The organism is Dictyobacter sp. Z7_2 (assembly GCF_057551105.1).
Window position 1 is genome coordinate 1,962,916 of sequence record NZ_BAAJPE010000001.1, and the last position, 15,689, is coordinate 1,978,604.

At 46.1% G+C, this 15,689-nt stretch carries 16 protein-coding genes; 5 read left to right on the top strand and 11 right to left on the bottom strand.

Going from position 1 to position 15,689, the window contains the following annotated elements:
- Nucleotides 1–5 precede the first annotated feature (5 nt).
- A complete protein-coding gene (locus tag AC27N8_RS07740) occupies nt 6–1,358 on the top strand; it encodes an MFS transporter (protein WP_487065638.1) in 1,353 nt (450 codons plus the stop codon).
- 269 nt (nt 1,359–1,627) lie between these two features.
- Here AC27N8_RS07740 and AC27N8_RS07745 read toward each other — a convergent pair whose 3' ends face one another.
- The 3 genes from AC27N8_RS07745 to AC27N8_RS07755 form a co-directional block, all read right to left on the bottom strand.
- Nucleotides 1,628–3,088 carry a hypothetical protein gene (locus AC27N8_RS07745; protein ID WP_487065640.1) on the bottom strand — a complete coding sequence of 487 codons (1,461 nt, stop codon included), beginning with the start codon at nt 3,086–3,088 and terminating at the stop codon, nt 1,628–1,630.
- Nucleotides 3,085–3,471 (bottom strand): hypothetical protein, encoded by a 387-nt coding sequence (locus AC27N8_RS07750; RefSeq protein ID WP_487065642.1) that lies wholly within the window; start codon nt 3,469–3,471, stop codon nt 3,085–3,087. The genes AC27N8_RS07745 and AC27N8_RS07750 overlap by 4 nt, the downstream gene beginning before the upstream one ends.
- Nucleotides 3,472–3,708: 237 nt before the next feature.
- Nucleotides 3,709–4,671 carry a hypothetical protein gene (locus AC27N8_RS07755; protein ID WP_487065644.1) on the bottom strand — a complete coding sequence of 321 codons (963 nt, stop codon included), beginning with the start codon at nt 4,669–4,671 and terminating at the stop codon, nt 3,709–3,711.
- Nucleotides 4,672–5,431: 760 nt separating this feature from the next.
- On the opposite strand from AC27N8_RS07755, the gene AC27N8_RS07760 reads away from it, so the two are divergent.
- Nucleotides 5,432–5,560 carry a hypothetical protein gene (locus AC27N8_RS07760; protein ID WP_487067913.1) on the top strand — a complete coding sequence of 43 codons (129 nt, stop codon included), beginning with the start codon at nt 5,432–5,434 and terminating at the stop codon, nt 5,558–5,560.
- 104 nt (nt 5,561–5,664) lie between these two features.
- Here the strand turns inward: AC27N8_RS07760 and AC27N8_RS07765 are convergent, their stop codons facing one another.
- Both AC27N8_RS07765 and AC27N8_RS07770 read right to left on the bottom strand, forming a co-directional pair.
- Entirely contained in the window at nt 5,665–5,991 is a 327-nt protein-coding gene (locus tag AC27N8_RS07765) for an RNHCP domain-containing protein (protein ID WP_487067914.1), read from the bottom strand.
- A complete protein-coding gene (locus tag AC27N8_RS07770; protein WP_487067930.1) occupies nt 5,898–6,257 on the bottom strand; it encodes a hypothetical protein in 360 nt (119 codons plus the stop codon). Before AC27N8_RS07770 ends, AC27N8_RS07765 begins: the two co-directional genes overlap by 94 nt.
- Before the next feature lie 531 nt (nt 6,258–6,788).
- Between AC27N8_RS07770 and AC27N8_RS07775 the strand changes: the two genes are divergently transcribed.
- Entirely contained in the window at nt 6,789–7,373 is a 585-nt protein-coding gene (locus AC27N8_RS07775) for a GNAT family N-acetyltransferase (RefSeq protein WP_487065646.1), read from the top strand.
- Here the strand turns inward: AC27N8_RS07775 and AC27N8_RS07780 are convergent.
- Nucleotides 7,370–7,789: a YidH family protein gene (locus tag AC27N8_RS07780; protein ID WP_487065648.1), complete on the bottom strand. Its 420-nt coding sequence runs from the start codon at nt 7,787–7,789 to the stop codon at nt 7,370–7,372. The two genes, AC27N8_RS07775 and AC27N8_RS07780, sit on opposite strands and share 4 nt — an antisense overlap.
- A 386-nt stretch (nt 7,790–8,175) precedes the next feature.
- Here AC27N8_RS07780 and AC27N8_RS07785 point away from each other — a divergent pair, with 386 nt between their 5' ends.
- Nucleotides 8,176–8,685 carry a hypothetical protein gene (locus tag AC27N8_RS07785; RefSeq protein ID WP_487065650.1) on the top strand — a complete coding sequence of 170 codons (510 nt, stop codon included), beginning with the start codon at nt 8,176–8,178 and terminating at the stop codon, nt 8,683–8,685.
- Nucleotides 8,686–8,805: 120 nt separating this feature from the next.
- Here AC27N8_RS07785 and AC27N8_RS07790 read toward each other — a convergent pair whose 3' ends face one another.
- From AC27N8_RS07790 to AC27N8_RS07800, 3 genes are all read right to left on the bottom strand, one after another.
- Complete coding sequence (locus AC27N8_RS07790; protein ID WP_487065652.1) at nt 8,806–9,477, bottom strand: SGNH/GDSL hydrolase family protein; 672 nt, start codon at nt 9,475–9,477, stop codon at nt 8,806–8,808.
- A gap of 90 nt (nt 9,478–9,567) precedes the next feature.
- Nucleotides 9,568–9,981, bottom strand: coding sequence for a MarR family winged helix-turn-helix transcriptional regulator (locus AC27N8_RS07795; protein WP_487067915.1), 414 nt, complete (start codon nt 9,979–9,981; stop codon nt 9,568–9,570).
- A gap of 167 nt (nt 9,982–10,148) precedes the next feature.
- Nucleotides 10,149–11,774, bottom strand: coding sequence for a peptide ABC transporter substrate-binding protein (locus tag AC27N8_RS07800; protein ID WP_487065654.1), 1,626 nt, complete (start codon nt 11,772–11,774; stop codon nt 10,149–10,151).
- 333 nt (nt 11,775–12,107) lie between these two features.
- Between AC27N8_RS07800 and AC27N8_RS07805 the strand changes: the two genes are divergently transcribed.
- Nucleotides 12,108–12,770, top strand: a complete 663-nt coding sequence (locus tag AC27N8_RS07805) for an alpha/beta hydrolase (RefSeq protein WP_487065656.1) — start codon at nt 12,108–12,110, stop codon at nt 12,768–12,770.
- Here AC27N8_RS07805 and AC27N8_RS07810 read toward each other — a convergent pair.
- Both AC27N8_RS07810 and gabT read right to left on the bottom strand, forming a co-directional pair.
- Nucleotides 12,760–14,265, bottom strand: coding sequence for a gamma-aminobutyraldehyde dehydrogenase (locus tag AC27N8_RS07810; protein WP_487065658.1), 1,506 nt, complete (start codon nt 14,263–14,265; stop codon nt 12,760–12,762). The two genes, AC27N8_RS07805 and AC27N8_RS07810, sit on opposite strands and share 11 nt — an antisense overlap.
- A 26-nt stretch (nt 14,266–14,291) precedes the next feature.
- Nucleotides 14,292–15,590: a 4-aminobutyrate--2-oxoglutarate transaminase gene (gene gabT, locus AC27N8_RS07815; RefSeq protein WP_487065660.1), complete on the bottom strand. Its 1,299-nt coding sequence runs from the start codon at nt 15,588–15,590 to the stop codon at nt 14,292–14,294.
- Between the last annotated feature and the right edge of the window lie 99 nt (nt 15,591–15,689).

A 15,689-nucleotide genomic window follows, 5' to 3' on the forward strand; every position in this document is an offset into this window, starting at 1 on the left:
GCATTATGGAGCCAACCACAACATTACCCGTGACGTCCAGTAAAAAGCCTGGTATCCTGATTCATCGCAATTTCGCGCTGCTCTGGCTAGGAGGCACAATCTCAACCTTTGGAGATTTCATCTTTGACACCACTTTGACCATCTGGATCACGCTCGTCCTGGCCAGGGGAGAAAGTTGGGCACCACTGGCCGTCAGTGGCATACCAATAGCGATCGCTATCCCGCTACTCTGTGTCGGCCCCATCGGAGGTGTCTTTGTAGACCGCTGGGATAAGCGCAGGACGATGCTACTCATGGATGCGCTACGCACTCTACTTACAACGATCCTTGTCTTATCAGCAACACCTCTTGTCTGGTCATTCTTTCCAGCAAGCCATCTTGCCCCGCCAGTAGAGTTGGGACTGGTCTATGCGATTGTCTTCTTAAATTCTGTCTGCTCACAATTCTTCACGCCGGCACGCTTCTCCCTCATCGGAGACATCGTCGAAAGCCCCTATCGCACCCAGGCCAGCAGCCTGACGCAGACAAGTATGGTTGTAGCTATGCTGATCGCGCCAGCCGTGGCCCCGATCCTTTTCCTCGCCACAGGTGCGGCATGGGCACTCGCCATCAACGCCTGCTCCTTTCTGATCTCATTTCTCATACTCTGGATGGTACGCGTACCAGAAGTAACAGACAAGCAGACTTCAGCCCACAATTTCATCGAGGATTTCCGTGCAGGTCTTGGATTCGCCAGGCATAATCGTATCATTGCGACGCTGCTGATTACCGTAGCGATCGTCATGTTTGGAGCCAGCGCCCTCAATGCCCTGGATATATTCTTTGTACTGGATAATCTACACGCTCCCGCCAATCTCTATGGACTGCTCGCCACAGCAATGGGCATTGGCTCATTGCTAGGCGCGATCCTGGCGGGGATGATCATTGCAAAGATCGGCCTGATAAAAACTTTTGTCTTCTCACTGCTACTCACAGGAATAGGGCTCCTGACCTATTCCCGCATGACCATGTTTGTCCCGGCACTGATCATACTCATAACCATTGGAACCTTCCAGGCAGCGATGAATGTTGCGGTCACACCACTCATCATGCTCGTCACGCCTCAAGCCTACATGGGACGCATATCAGCCATACTCAATCCGATCTTAGGGCTGGTCGGATTGCTCGGTACGGCGACGGCTGGCTATCTGGCAAGTAACGTCCTGCACAATTTTCATGTGACTGCCCTCGGTATCCAATTTGGTCCCTTCGACACGATCTTCACGGGTAGCGGCATTCTGGTCATTATCGGCGCAATCTACGCTCTATCCCATCTCGGCCTCGCCGATCCGCAAGAGCGTCAGAATTTCAAAATTTAGTTCTTATAAGTTCAGGTAGCACTTGTGTGGCTGCTTAAGCAACTGACAGTGGCATCTTCTCAATAATTTGGGGAAAGAAAAAGATCATCTAGTTAAATCTAGGTCAGAAGTAGATTCACTATGTAATAGTTAAAACTTTGAAGCCACTTTACCTCAAATTATTGAGAAGATGCATCATTTTATATATTTTGCCATAAATGAATTATTGTAATAGTACAATTATGACCCTGCTACAGTAAGGAAGGTTTTCATCTCACAGTAGTACGTGATTAAAAACGTGCGGCTACTCCCAATATATGTCCTGAATGCTCACGCTCAAACTCTATCTTTAATATTTGTTTTTCCCGTTCAGTAACATTCGGAACAATGGTTTGGAACAGTGTTTGTTCTTCTTGATAATGACTAGACTGTAACTGCAGTCGTTTACCAAAGTTATTAAGTAATATTTTCTCTACTGTCCTTTTAAAATCTTTCTCCAAACTTTCCCTTTCTTCAGCAGTTAACTTCTTTTCCCTCTTAACCCTCCTCTGCCCACCCCGCTCGTTAGTGCCATTTAAACTAATAGGCTCCCTTTCTTCAGTAGTTAACTCCTTCTCCCTCTTAACCCTCCTCTGCCCACCCCGCTCGTTAGTGCCATTTAAACTAATAGGCTCCCCCTCCATAAGAGAAGAAGTCGTAGAGTGGGCTATAGCAATAATAGGTGCCAATTCTTCCCATACATCGACCTTGATTCGCCATCCAGTAGTTTCTTCAATCTGCTGAAATATGCGATGAAAATCATGGTCTCCTTGAAACTTGGAACATAGCACACGAACCGTTTTGGTTCGTGGTTCGCAGTAAACAAGTCGTATTTCACGATAGGGGGTATCCGACAAACATTTCATAATTTCAGCAATTATTTGATCTGTTTGCATTATAGTAATAGGGAATATTGATAATTGCGTCACTTCACTTTCATAGATTTGAGGAAATGGTGGCACTTGTACATCGCTGTACCTCTGTCCATAACTTTTAAACAAATCATCTAGGTGGATTTTCATTCTCTCCTTAACAGCCAATAAAGAGAGAGGCTCTGATGTACTGTTAACTACTCGTAAAAAGGCTTCTGTAAAAAATGTGTTTGTTTCATCGGGAAGGAGAACTGCTGCGGTATCATGACCAGAAGCAAAGAGTGCAGCATAATGCTCACTTCTATTAACATGTCGTAAAGCTTGGATTACTACCTCACCTGCATTGTCCGGATCAAACGCGTTATTCTGCAAAAACGAGAAAGCTCTGCCTGCAAAGCAGCAATCAAGAATATAAATCCGCTTGAGCTGAGGAGCTGAACTCCTGATAGTTTCTGTCAGATACTCCATACTCAAACTCGAAAATTCTGGATTATGTTTCTGAGTTTTACGGATTGGTAAATATAATCCATATCCTTTGGAAGTAATCTGCCCATGTCCAATATAGTATATTATGACTTGATTTGCTTTCTCCTTCATCTCATTCAGAAATTTACTAATCCTTATATCCATATCTTGCGCGAGATATGATTTATCGAATAGCCAAAGAAGATTGCTTTCTGGTATATTGAAACAGCCTGCAAAGTATTCATGAATACTTTGAGCCGCTTTAGCAAAAGCAGCAGAAGGAGCAAAAATTTCTGCATCGGGCCACTCTGACGCACCTAGAATTATAACCAAGGTCTTATCGGCAGGTTGAGGATATTTGAGAGTAAGAGTCATTCCTCTATACTCCCACACTCTTCCGCCTGTTTTATCAGAAACGCTAAAGTCTCTTTGTAATTTTTTGAATTAATATTTTTAGCCCCTATCTCAATCTCTTTCTCAGTATCTTTGGCCTTAACAGTCACTTTGGCCTTAATCGTGATACGCCAGCTTTGAATAAAGACAATAATTGCAGATGAAACAGCAACAATCGCGCCAGGATCTTTAATAGTAGCAGTTATCATATCCCCTAAATTTTGTGTGTAGGGAACGCTTGATTGCTGAGTAATATTAATGTCGTAAGGTATGCTTTGTAACATCAACTTTAGTTGGCTGGCATACCGATTCGCCTCAGAAAGAGAAACATCGTCGAATGTTATTATCCATGTCTGCTGAACCATTTTACCACTCCTGAACTTACTGAGATCACATATGAGTGCTCTCTCCGATCACCTACAAAATTTAGTAGAATCATTACTTCCATTAAGTATAGGCAAATATTATAACGATCACTTCTTACAAGTTAAAAGTTAGTAGTAATAATGGGCTTCTATGGGATAGTTGATAACCAACACCTTCCTTTTTAAAGACTAGCATTAATATAACGATCTCCCAAAAGGGTAATTTTATAAGAAGAACTAAAGTGCAATAACCTTAAAGCTACTAATACTGATCTGACAACGTGTGCTCCACACACCGATTTTTCCGGCTGAGGTATAAGTATAATCTATCGCGTCCAAGAGCTTTATTCCATCAATATAAGCAGTTATCTTATTATCTTTTATTTCTACACGATAGATATGCAATTCTCCGTATTTAGGAGATGTATAAGGTCTCTCTTTAATAATTTTGTATCCATTCCCATTCATCGCCCGTATTGCAAGAAATATTTCATTAGGACCTTCGCCACAATTCCATGCACCTGCATTTGATGAACAAATAGCAAAGAGATATCCCTCATCTTGCCCATCTGGTGAATGAAATACAAGACCGAATATATCTCTGCCATAATTAACAACTTGGTTATTATCTCCATCTGTATACTGATTAAGCTGTATCTTTGCCTCAATGGCATAATTCTTGATGTTATTTTCCTCTGGTTCATAAGGAACGATACCCATAGAGAATTTGTACAACTTTTGAGTTCCACTATTGACGAACATCCCAGCAACTATACTCCAATCACTGCCACCGGCCCATCCGTTCATCTGACCATTTGACCAGTCTGCTTGGTACAATAAATCTCCTGGCTTTGGAGGAAGTGGAGTCGGCGCGGGTAGAGAGGTTGGGGTAGAGGCAAATTTCGTAGAAAAGGTATGGCTAGGTGTTAATGATGGCACATTTAAAGATTGAGAATTATTGTCATGTGGCGTTGTTTGAGCTCCGATGTTATTTGTAGAGGGAGCCTCCAAAGGTAAAAAGGCAGACGGAAAGGATATGATGACAATTATACCTAAAGTAATGAGAGAGACAGTTACAGTACCTTTAACCTTCTTTTTACTTATAGGTATCTTACCTTGGTGATCTACCACACTAAAAACTGCAAAAATAAGACCTGCGATACTTAAAACAAGTCCACAGACATTAGCAAAGTTATTCATTGGCTGTACCTCTCTAGCAAAAACACTCTATTTGGGATCTATACGTATATAACGTTAGGTAAAGTTAAAATTACACATGGAAACAATAACCTTATTGTGAGTTGGAAGTATATTAATAGTTCCTTCAATAGTTTTTCAGGCGATTCCCCTCTGCTTTCACTCTGAGCGAGCTTCTACTGAACGCGATTAACGTCCCCTTAACGACCTTACAGGCATATAGTAGTTCTCTTAAACAGCAGCAAATCCTTGAGATAAAAAGCAGAATAATCCACATATTGGCGCATAATATAGTAATAAACTCATCATAGCTAAAGATTGAAAGTAATTTGGCCGATAGAACGCATGAAACAAATGACAACAAAAAGAGGCTAGGTTATGAAGAAGGACGGTGATGTGTGAAGAGACAACTTTAACCATCACATCGTATCACGATGAATACAGTAATTAATTACAGTACAGAGAGACACAGGCCACTACAAATCTGGAAGATTTTTCATGGTGAAAACATAGCAATAACCTTCCCTTACTGGATAATGGAGAAGGAATTGCTGTCTGAAATTACAGGCTTTAAGGACCATCCTAACATTGCAGTCTTTCTCTGTGCCAAACAACTTGAAGTTATGATACGTAAAGCTAGTGGAGAATCGGCAGAACACACAGGAAATGACCTTGTAAACAACACGATGAAAAAGGAGGCATATTGGAGCCCATTGCCCCTGTTGCAGGTGAACGAGAAACTTGGACAAATTTATTTCGTGGTGTGTTTGGAGCTTTTCGCAATCCTGAAGGGCACCGAGATCAAGATATTGGGCATAAGGAAGTATTTGGACAAATCATGACAATCAATATGTTGGCTATCCAGAAAAATTCAAAATATAGTGATAGATAATGGGATACTATCTGAGATCGCAGCAGAGACAGCCAGGTTACTCAAAGATATGCAAAAATAATCTTTTGTGATGTACGCTCCTGATAAACAGGAGCGTCGGGATTTCAAATTTCTTCGATCGCAGTTCCATCCAGCAGCGTCTGGATACGTTGGAGCTTGAGATCTCGACTCGTACGTGGCGGCAACTCGGGTAAGGTCAGGACCAGATCAAAGTCGTCGTCGGCAGCGATACGATTAAAGCGTTCGAAGTCACAGTTCAGACAGCGATGTACAAGGACGTATTCGCCGTTGGGACGCTGAAAGTAGCCGATGGGAGCCATCTTCGCTCCACACTCATTCAAGCGATCGCCTTTGCGCTCGTCGACGTGGCGCGAGTGCAGACAAAAGGGACAATGGTTTCTATGATGTCCCCCATAGGGGACGGGACCAATAAAACGTCGGCAATGCCGGCATTTAAAGGTGTCTGATGTCGAGCGGTTATGGCGGTGTTGATGCGTTGTCGTCCGGGCGGCACGTTCCTGATAGGAGCATTTTGTATGTTTACGAGTTGTGCGCAAAGCTTATCCTCATCTTTTTCGTGTAAAAAATGGCGGTTCTTTCGATCAAGCCATAGCGCCACGCGTGTCTGATAGACTGGCGCAGATGTGGCGCAGAGGCCAAAAGAGAGGACAGTGGGTTGTTGTGCATAGCTACTCATATTACTTTTCTTTCTAGACTTCCTGTTTCAAAACTATAAGAAGTCTGAGCGTTTGTACAGCTTTCTACAAGGCTGTATGCAAACGGACACAAAAATGCTGCGGAAAAAATGTTGTAAGGGTAGAGCGTGCGTGTGGAAGAGGTGGTGGAGGCGGCGATAGAAAGCTATCAGAGAGGGCTGACTACCTGAACAGGTAATGCAGCATTCAACCATAGCGATGCGGGATCACAACGATTAATCATAACCGTCGTTTTTTTCTCATGGACGCGTCTGTCCTGAGATTAGCGGCAATCCACCACGATCATAACAAGAGGTGAGTTCATTAAAAGTAAACCTTTCTAGAGCGTATCATTACTGTTCGGAGTATACTGAACCCAATGAAAAATGTCAAGAACGCCTTTTTTGAAAAATCTCTCATGAAATGTGATATATTCTGAGAATAGGGTCTTCACCACTATCTCTATAAATCTGGTGATGACTTTGTAAGCTTCCCAATCAGTTCGGCATCATAGACAGGATAGAAACTCAGTTATGGACATAGAAGCTATTTTCACACATTTCCCACGCCTCGAGACCGAGCGCTTGATATTACGGCAGATTCAATCCAACGATGTGCCAGCGCTGTTCGCCTTATTTTCTAATGCAGATATGATGGAGTTTTCGGGCGGCAAAATGCCACATCGTACTCTGGAGGAGACACAGGCCTTTTTTGGACGGTTACAGGGATGGTATCAGCAGCACCAAAATGTTGAGTGGGGGATGACTCTCAAAGGCAATGACACATTGATTGGTACCTGCGGTTTCTATGGGTTCGATGACAATTTTTATCGTGCCCAGACCGGTTATGAGCTCCATCCCGCATATTGGCGTCAGGGTATCATGAGCGAAGCGCTCACTGCAATTGTGTCCTTTGCGTTTACTACCATAGGGCTCCATCGCATCGAAGCACATGTGGATGAGGGGAACAATCGATCAACTGGCATATTGCGAAAGCTCGGCTTCATACAGGAAGGAACCTCGCGTGAAAGCGTCTTCAGTCGCAACCGCTTTTGGGATCAATACAGCTTTGGCTTGCTCAAGCATGAATGGGAAGATGCCCGGGCTCGAAAGATTTAAGTACTCAAAAGTAAGTAGAGCGATAAAAATATCCCAATCAGGATAGCCAGCACTGTCAGCGTGACGACGTAACCAACACGGGGATGAAAAGTATTCTGCTCAATGTCACGACGCACTTGCAGGAAATTTATCAGTGCAATCACAATGGCTACAATACCAGTTACAGAAAGCGCCACACCAAAAATCATCGAGTAGTGCAGCGAGGAATATGGAATCGGCTCACTCTTAAGTCCCATCTCGCGCAAAAATAGCCCAAAGCGAGCCACCACAAAACCAATTGAAATCGTCGCCAACCCGGTACGAATCCAGGCGAGAAACGTGCGCTCATTGGCTAGATGGTTAGATATATCTGCATTTTTGGACTTCGGCTTGGCCTCTATCTGGACATCTGGCATATCTTTGTCTTCAACCGGCATAGAAATTCATCCCTTTAGTCCAAACTACTATCTATTATTATCTTTAACTGCGCTCTATGAAATTCTTTCCCGCAAGCGGCTTTGTAAGAATGCTGCTTTCAGTCTAACATACCGGGAAAAGCTCCGTCGAAAGCGCCGTATTTTATGAAAAACAACATATCATTTCCAACAAAGTGATTTTTATGGTATGATAAATAGGTAAAACCATCTCTTTCTCGTCATCAGCACCATTATATATAATGCAAATCATTGCATTATATTATTAATTCAAGCCACTAAAAACGTTAAAAGTAATCACAATGTTTACGAGTCCATCATTCTTTGTGGTGGCAAGCTCTTATTCTGAAGACGATACAATCAATTTTGATGGCTCGAAGGAGGCTTGAATGATGGGAGATAGGAAATTAGAGAAAAGAAGCTTTATTAATCTCGGAGGCGATAATTTCAAGGCTTATATGGCTCCTGTTGTTGCCTTTTTGTTTTTAACCGCTTTTGCCATTTTTATCATTTATTTGCTCAGACTTACAAATGAAAGTGAAGTGCAGTGGACACGTGCTGTCTATCTATTCAACGGAGTTGAGACAATCGCATTCGGGGCTGCAGGTTTCTTTTTTGGGAGTGAGATCCAGCGTAAACGGACAGAGCAAGCAGAAGAGCGGACAAGGGGGTGCGAAGCGATCACGGCCAATGCAGAGAAAGCGACTATTCAAGAGGTTACCAAAGGAAAGCTGCTCAATGAAGCACTTCAATCCAAGCTCCAGGAGCGTAAGCGGATGAGTGCGATTGATACAAAGCAAGATGAACTTCACGTCGAGAAACAAAGCATGGGAGATACAGATCTGAGGGAGATTGCAGACCTTGTTAGCCGTCTTTTCTCCGAAAATCAAATGATCTGAGTTCACAGCACGCTCATAAATAAGCGTGCCGTCCCATCAAGAAGGAAGCCAAACGTAGCATCGTACGCCTGGCCTCCTATCATTTAGCGCACTAATACCGTCGAATTTGTGATTTTTATGTCATAAGTATTTTTTCATATTTCCAAGCACAATTTCATACCCTGCAGGCAGCATGTGCCCCCCATCAAATGTAAGCTCTTGCCGCAAATTTCCGTCAGCGTCTGCCAGGCCAGCATTGACATTGATAAATTCAAAGTGATGCTTTTGCGCCAGACGCTCTACCTTGCTGCTCGCTAATTCAAGTATTTCGTTAGTTCGCGTCGCAAATAGCGACTCATGCTCAGCCTCTGATTCACCGAAATTCGCTACCGCATTGACTGGATAGTAAGCCATTACAAACACCTGCGTCTCAGGCAATTTTTCCTTAATTTGCCGTAAAATCTCGTCATAATTTGCGAGAAAAATGGCTTCAGGAACGCTGAAGCCCAGGTCATTTGTACCAATGTTGATAAAAATCTTGCTCGGTGCTAAATCAAAGATGCAAAGATCTATATGCTTCAGCAGATCCGCCGTCGTCGTTGCCCTGACTCCACGATTGTAAATCAGTTTATCCAGGCCAAGGCCTTGCTGCATTTTTTCAATCGGGAAAATTTCCATGAGGGAAGACCCGACAAAAACAATTTGTCCCTGTTTGGCCGTTTGATTCTGTTGCGCGAAACGTTCTCTGATTTCGTTTTGCACTTTTTCGATATCGGGGTTCATATTCGTTAGCGATTGTGATTGTTCTGACATAATCATTTCTTCCTTCTATATAACAGGGTTTGTTTCTAACAGTGTTAGCAAAACGGTGTTTAAAGGCGGTCACTTTGCTGTGACCGCAGTTTATTCCATTGGGTTCTGCAAGGGGTCTACTTCCGCAAGTTTGCCGATGATGCGCACATATTCCCGGGCGTCATGTTCGCCTAATTTGCTGAGCATTTTCGTGATCATTTCCATTGTCTCTTGATATCGTTCTTCCACCACAGCTTTTCCCTTAGGAGTAAGCTCAACCAAAATCCTCCTGCGGTCACTTACGTCAATTTGGCGTGTAATCAGTCCTTTTCGTTCCAGGCCGTTCAGGGTGGCAGCAATACGTGCAGAACTAATATCCATTTCAGTGCTGATTTCACCTGGCAGCACATAACCATGATGAGAAGCAATGAATTGCAGTGCAAACTGTTCTCCTTGCATGGATTCATCAACCAGTCTCTGCGGATTTGCCTGTCTCAATTTACGCATATTTCGCATATGCTTCATAAACTCCAAAGCAAGCTCTTTGTAATCTATCTTTCAGACCTCCTTCAACAGGAATAGCTAACACTATTACAAGTATAATAGTGTTAGCTATTCCTGTCAAGGCTTTTTGATCAACGAAGCTACTACCTGAAAAGGCACGACGCTGTATTTGGGACCAGCACAATGACTTATTGGGTTAGATAGATACTGGACCAATCGCCGAAGTAGAGTCCGCTGCTTCCCAGAGCCAGGCCATGGATTTTGGCCGGGATGATGGCGGCTTCCGATTGATGATCGATCGGCAGCCAGCCCACGTTGTCAATGGCGATCCGCTCGGCTTGCGCATAAAGAGCCAGACGCTGATCTCCCGACGTCTGCTCGGCTTGCGTCACGGCTTTATCAAAGGCTGGATTATTCCAGTTGCCGTTATTATTGTCTGCCGTCGAGAGCAGACTGAGGTCAAGCCATTCATAGGGATCAGGAAAGTAGACTCCCCATTGTGTAAATCCAAACTGGACGTTACGTTTCGTAGTGGCATTATTGTAGGTTGTTAGCTCCATAGGAACCAGTTGAACATTGATGCCCAGAGCAGTCTTCCACATCTGTTGCAGCGCCTGGGCCAGATTAGGTGTGACTTGCGATGAGGGATAGGAAAAAGAGACAGGCGGTACTTTACTGACGTCTGGATAGACGGATTGCAGTAGCTGTTTGGCTTTGGTCGGATTATAAGGAATTCCTTGATAGTCTTGCGCACCATACGAGCCTGGCGGAATGATCGTACTGGCTGGCGTGACAGAGTTATGAAAGACCGATCTGGCCAGCGTCTGCTTATCGATGGCAGCGGCAAAGGCCTGACGCACAGCCGTCTTGTCAAAAGGAGCCATCTTATTGTTAAAGAACAGCAGATCGCTCTCCAGGATAGGTTTACGTACAAAGCCCGCTACACTTTGAGCCGTTAACTGATCGGTTGCGGTAAGGTTATCCACAAAGTCAAACTGATTGGCCTGATAGCCCTTGAAAGCGGTTGCATCGTCTCGCACAAACGACATATCCACTTCCTTCAACTTTGTCTTTGTGCCATAGTAGTTAGGATTGGGCACCAGAACCATTTTGACGCCATGCTGCCAGGACTTTACCATAAAAGGTCCCGTGCCCGCGCCGTTACCGGCGACATGGTTCACCCAGTCGGTCTGTCCATATTGAGCAATCAGCTTCTGGTTGAGTGGGTAGAAAAGTGACACGGTGAGCAATTGCAAGAAATACGCCGTTGGACGTACCAATGTCACCTGGAGCGTCTGATCATCGACCGCTTTGACGCCACTCAACGTTGTGCTTTTCCCACTTAAAACATCGTTTGCTCCTACAATCGAGGACTCAAGCACAGGCGCAGTCGGCGATTTCGTGGCTGGAAGCAACGAGCGGGTCCAGGTATCGACGTAGGTCTGCGCGGTAACGGCCGTGCCATCCGAAAATTTGAGACCAGATTTCAGATGAAAGGTGTAGACCTTATTGTCATTTGAGATATCCCATGAGCTGGCTTGATCAGGAATCGCATGTAGATTTTGATCCGGTCGAACCAGTCCACTAAAGATCATGCTAATCGCCTCATTGGAATTTGAGTCAGGCCCGCTCGCCGGATCAAGCTTACCAATATCGGCCGTTCCTACGTTTGGATAACGCAACACTTGCGTCTCCGCTGGCTGCGCATTGGAGGTGCTGGCCGAAGAACCTCCACATGCACTTAGCAATCCCATGACAAAGATCAGGGCGATAAAAGATAAACAATGCCAACTTTTCTTCCATCCAACAGACATGAATTCAACGCTCACTTTCTACTATCCAGAAGTACTCAGAAATCCCACACCTTTATAGCTAAAAGCAGATCAAAATACAAACTATTTATTTCACGCATCAGAACCCCATATCGACACAAAAGAAAGCAGCCAGACGCATAGATAAACTCACATATATAAATGGTATTTAGAGCATTCTATTGCTTCACCAGTAAAATTGACAAATTACAGTATCAAATTTATAATATGTCGTGTAAACGCAATAGCATATACGAATGGTCTACTAAAATCACGTTGCGCTCCCCGTATTGCTTTAAAATCAAGGTTATAAACAACACAGTCAGGAGAGATATATTGGAAAAAAATGTACGCACGCATATAGGGCCTCATGAGGGTAGAAATATACTGATGGCCGGCGAGGAGTTGGTACAGGCACGCGCTGCCATGCTGATGCTTCATGGTCGTGGAGTATCCGCACGGGATATCCTGGGATTGTATACGGAACTTCAACCGCGTGGATTTGTCTATCTCGCTCCGCAAGCCGCCGGTAGCTCATGGTACCCAAGAAGCTTTCTGGCACCGCTCACCAGCAACGAGCCGGAACTTTCATCGGCGCTGGCCGTGATTGCCAATACGCTGGCACGTCTGAAAGAAGCCGGGATACCTGAGGAGCGCGTTATTCTGCTCGGATTCTCTCAGGGAGCCTGTCTGGCACTCGAATTCGCCGCTCGCAATGCACGTCGCTACGGAGGCATCGTTGGCTTGAGCGGTGGAGTCATCGGTCCCAAAGATATGTCACGCGATTATCCTGGATCGCTCTCAGGCACGCCAATCATTCTTGGATGTAGCGATAGAGATCCACACGTGCCTAAAGAGCGCGTCGACTTCACCGAAGAGATTTTTCAGGAACTGGATGGCAGCATCACCAAACGCATCTATCCCAACATGGGCCATACCGTCAACGATGAAGAGGTCGATATGGTCAACGCGATGATGAAGCAACTTCTCAATTCATAACCTCAGGATCGCCGAAAATGGTATAGTGCCATCCTTTGCGGGCCTGTCCGGTGAGTTCGATCAGGACATGTTTGATCTGGGTATATTCTTCGAAGGAATACATCGACATGTCTTTGCCAATACCACTCTCTTTAAAGCCTCCATGAGGCATTTCAGAGGTGATCGGCAGATGATCATTGATCCAGACGGTACCAAATTTCAGCCTCTGACTGGCCCGCATAGCTTTATAGATGTCCTTCGTCCAGGCCGAGGCGGCCAGACCATACACGACACCATTGGCCATGCTTAATGCTTCTTCTTCGGTACTAAAGCGCGAGACGACGAGGACCGGTCCAAAGACTTCGGATTGGATGATTTCTGTATCCTGACGGTCTTCGGCGATGACGGTGGGTTCGAAAAAGCTCCCTTTCTCCAGTCCTGCGATCGAGGCTCGCTTGCCTCCGATGAGTACATTGGCACCATTGTGAAACGCTCGCTCGACAAAGCCTTCGACGCGCTCAAGCTGGCGCGGAGAAATGAGTGATCCCAGATCGGTGCTCTCCTGGCCTGGATCGCCGATACGCACCTGCTTGACCTTATCCAGCAGCGAGGAGATAAAGGCATCGTAAATGCTATCCTGGACGTAGATACGCGTAGCCGCCGTACAGTCCTGTCCACCGTTGACAAATCCACCCACGACCGCACCTTGAGCCGCGGCTTCAATATCCGCATCCTCGTAGACGATAAAGGGCGCTTTTCCTCCCAGTTCCAGGTGCACGTGCTTGATGGTCTCAACAGCAGCCTGCATGACGTATTTGCCGCTACGTGTGCTCCCCGTGATGGAGACCATATCCACATCTTTATGCGCGACCAGTTGCGGAGCCACGTCTGGACCGTCTGTCAGGATGTTCAGTACGCCTGCCGGGATACCGGCCTCGATGGCCAGCTCACCCATCTTGAGAGCTGTCAAAGGTGTTTCGGGCGAGGCTTTAAAGATAACGGTATTGCCAGCTGCCAGCGCGGGACCGATCTTCCAGATGAGCATCATGAAAGGATAGTTCCAGGGCGCAACCGAGGCAACGACTCCGATCGGCTCGCGGCGAATGATACTCGTATGGCCGCCAGTATATTCGCTGGATGCTGATCCGGCCAGATGACGGGCCGCTCCGGCAAAGAAGTGCAGATTATCAGCCGCAAATGGGATATCACTATCGCGTGCCAACTTGATTGGCTTACCCGTATCCAGAGACTCCAATTGCGCCAGCTCGTCGGCATGGGCCTCGACCAGTACAGCGAGCTTTTCCAGTAGCGTCGAACGCTCACCATGAGTCAGGCCAGACCAGCGTCCATCGTCGAAAGCTGTCCGTGCGGCCGCCACAGCGCTCTTCATATCGTCCAGAGAGCTCTCAGGGACCTGCGCGATGACTGCTCCGTTGGCCGGATTAATATCATCAATGAGTTTACCTGAACTACTACCAACCAGTTCTCCATTAATAAGCAACTTAAACTCGGTCATAGGTCCCATCCCTTTCCATTTCTATTTCAGTTTTGTCCAGCCACGGATCGAATAACCTCGCTGAGCGTGTCCAGCGACTGCTCAACCAGGGGATCATCGATCACGAGCGGCACCAGAATACGCAGTACGTTACCATAAAGGCCCGCTTTCAACAAGAGGATGCCTCTCTCGCGAGCTTCCACAATGATACGATCAACCAGCGCAGGAGCAGGCTCTTTGGTCTGAGCATCCTGAACAAACTCAAGCGCAATCATCATACCCAATCCTCGCACCTCACCGATCGCTGGCAGCTCCTGCTGCAAAGCGAGGAAGCGCGTGCGGAATTGCTCACCTAATTGCTCCGAGCGGGACAATATCTGCTCTTGCTCAAAGACATCCAGCACCGCCAGAGCGGCCGCACAGGCCAGCGGATTCCCAGCATAGGTTCCACCTAATCCACCTGCGACTGGAGCATCCATCACTTCCGCCTTACCGATCACTCCAGATAAAGGAAGACCGCCCGCCATACTTTTGGCCACCGTAATTAAATCGGGCACCACGCCGCTATGCTCAATCGCAAACATCTTGCCAGTACGGCCAAAGCCACTCTGGATCTCATCGGCAATCAGCAAGATGCCATGCTCCTGAGTGATGCGCCTGAGCTCGCGCAAAAACGCGGCGGGAGCGGCAACGAATCCGCCTTCACCCAATTCCGGCTCGATGATGATCGCGGCAACCTGATTCGCCGTCACCTGAGTTAGAAAGAGTTCTTGTAGAGCTTCGAGCGAGCGCTCGCTACTCCATCCTCGATAGGCATAGGGATAGGGTGCATGATACACCTCGGGAGCAAACGGACCAAAGTTCTGCTTATAAGCGGTGGCTTTGCCGGTCAAGGACATCCCTAACAGGCCACGGCCATGAAAGCTGTGCGTAAACGAGATGATTGCCGGCCTCCCGGTTGAAGCGCGTGCAATTTTGACAGCATTCTCAACAGCCTCGGCGCCGGTAGTCAGAAAGATAGTCTTTTTGGGATCATCGCCTGGGGCCAGCTGATTCAGGCGCTCGGCGAGCCGGACATACGGTTCGTACATCACAACTTGAAAACATGTATGCGTAAACCGCTCCAATTGCTCCTGGATGGCTTGTACTACTTTGGGATGATTATGACCTACATTTAAGACGCCGATTCCACCAACGAAATCAACATATTCTTTACCCTCAATATCCCAGAGACGCGCTCCCTGCGCACGTGCCGCAAAGATTGGATGGGCGTTTGATACACCTCGTGGCACTTGCTGTGTGCGCAATTCCTGAAGAGCCGCCGTGCGCGATTGATTGCTGAGCATACTACATTCCTTACTTTCCCCAGTATCTTACCTGATACACTTGCTTGTCCATTATCTACATAGGATAACTATACGGTGAAAGATATCAGAAAGCCAGTG

What these genes read in the sequence shown, in the direction of transcription:
- AC27N8_RS07740 (WP_487065638.1), top strand. Translation starts at nt 6, where the DNA reads ATGGAGCCAACCACAACATTACCCGTGACGTCCAGTAAAAAGCCTGGT.
- AC27N8_RS07745 (WP_487065640.1), bottom strand. Translation starts at nt 3,088, where the DNA reads ATGACTCTTACTCTCAAATATCCTCAACCTGCCGATAAGACCTTGGTT.
- AC27N8_RS07750 (WP_487065642.1), bottom strand. Translation starts at nt 3,471, where the DNA reads ATGGTTCAGCAGACATGGATAATAACATTCGACGATGTTTCTCTTTCT.
- AC27N8_RS07755 (WP_487065644.1), bottom strand. Translation starts at nt 4,671, where the DNA reads ATGAATAACTTTGCTAATGTCTGTGGACTTGTTTTAAGTATCGCAGGT.
- AC27N8_RS07770 (WP_487067930.1), bottom strand. Translation starts at nt 6,257, where the DNA reads ATGAGTAGCTATGCACAACAACCCACTGTCCTCTCTTTTGGCCTCTGC.
- AC27N8_RS07775 (WP_487065646.1), top strand. Translation starts at nt 6,789, where the DNA reads ATGGACATAGAAGCTATTTTCACACATTTCCCACGCCTCGAGACCGAG.
- AC27N8_RS07780 (WP_487065648.1), bottom strand. Translation starts at nt 7,789, where the DNA reads ATGCCGGTTGAAGACAAAGATATGCCAGATGTCCAGATAGAGGCCAAG.
- AC27N8_RS07785 (WP_487065650.1), top strand. Translation starts at nt 8,176, where the DNA reads ATGATGGGAGATAGGAAATTAGAGAAAAGAAGCTTTATTAATCTCGGA.
- AC27N8_RS07790 (WP_487065652.1), bottom strand. Translation starts at nt 9,477, where the DNA reads ATGTCAGAACAATCACAATCGCTAACGAATATGAACCCCGATATCGAA.
- AC27N8_RS07795 (WP_487067915.1), bottom strand. Translation starts at nt 9,981, where the DNA reads ATGAAGCATATGCGAAATATGCGTAAATTGAGACAGGCAAATCCGCAG.
- AC27N8_RS07800 (WP_487065654.1), bottom strand. Translation starts at nt 11,774, where the DNA reads ATGTCTGTTGGATGGAAGAAAAGTTGGCATTGTTTATCTTTTATCGCC.
- AC27N8_RS07810 (WP_487065658.1), bottom strand. Translation starts at nt 14,265, where the DNA reads ATGACCGAGTTTAAGTTGCTTATTAATGGAGAACTGGTTGGTAGTAGT.
- gabT (WP_487065660.1), bottom strand. Translation starts at nt 15,590, where the DNA reads ATGCTCAGCAATCAATCGCGCACGGCGGCTCTTCAGGAATTGCGCACA.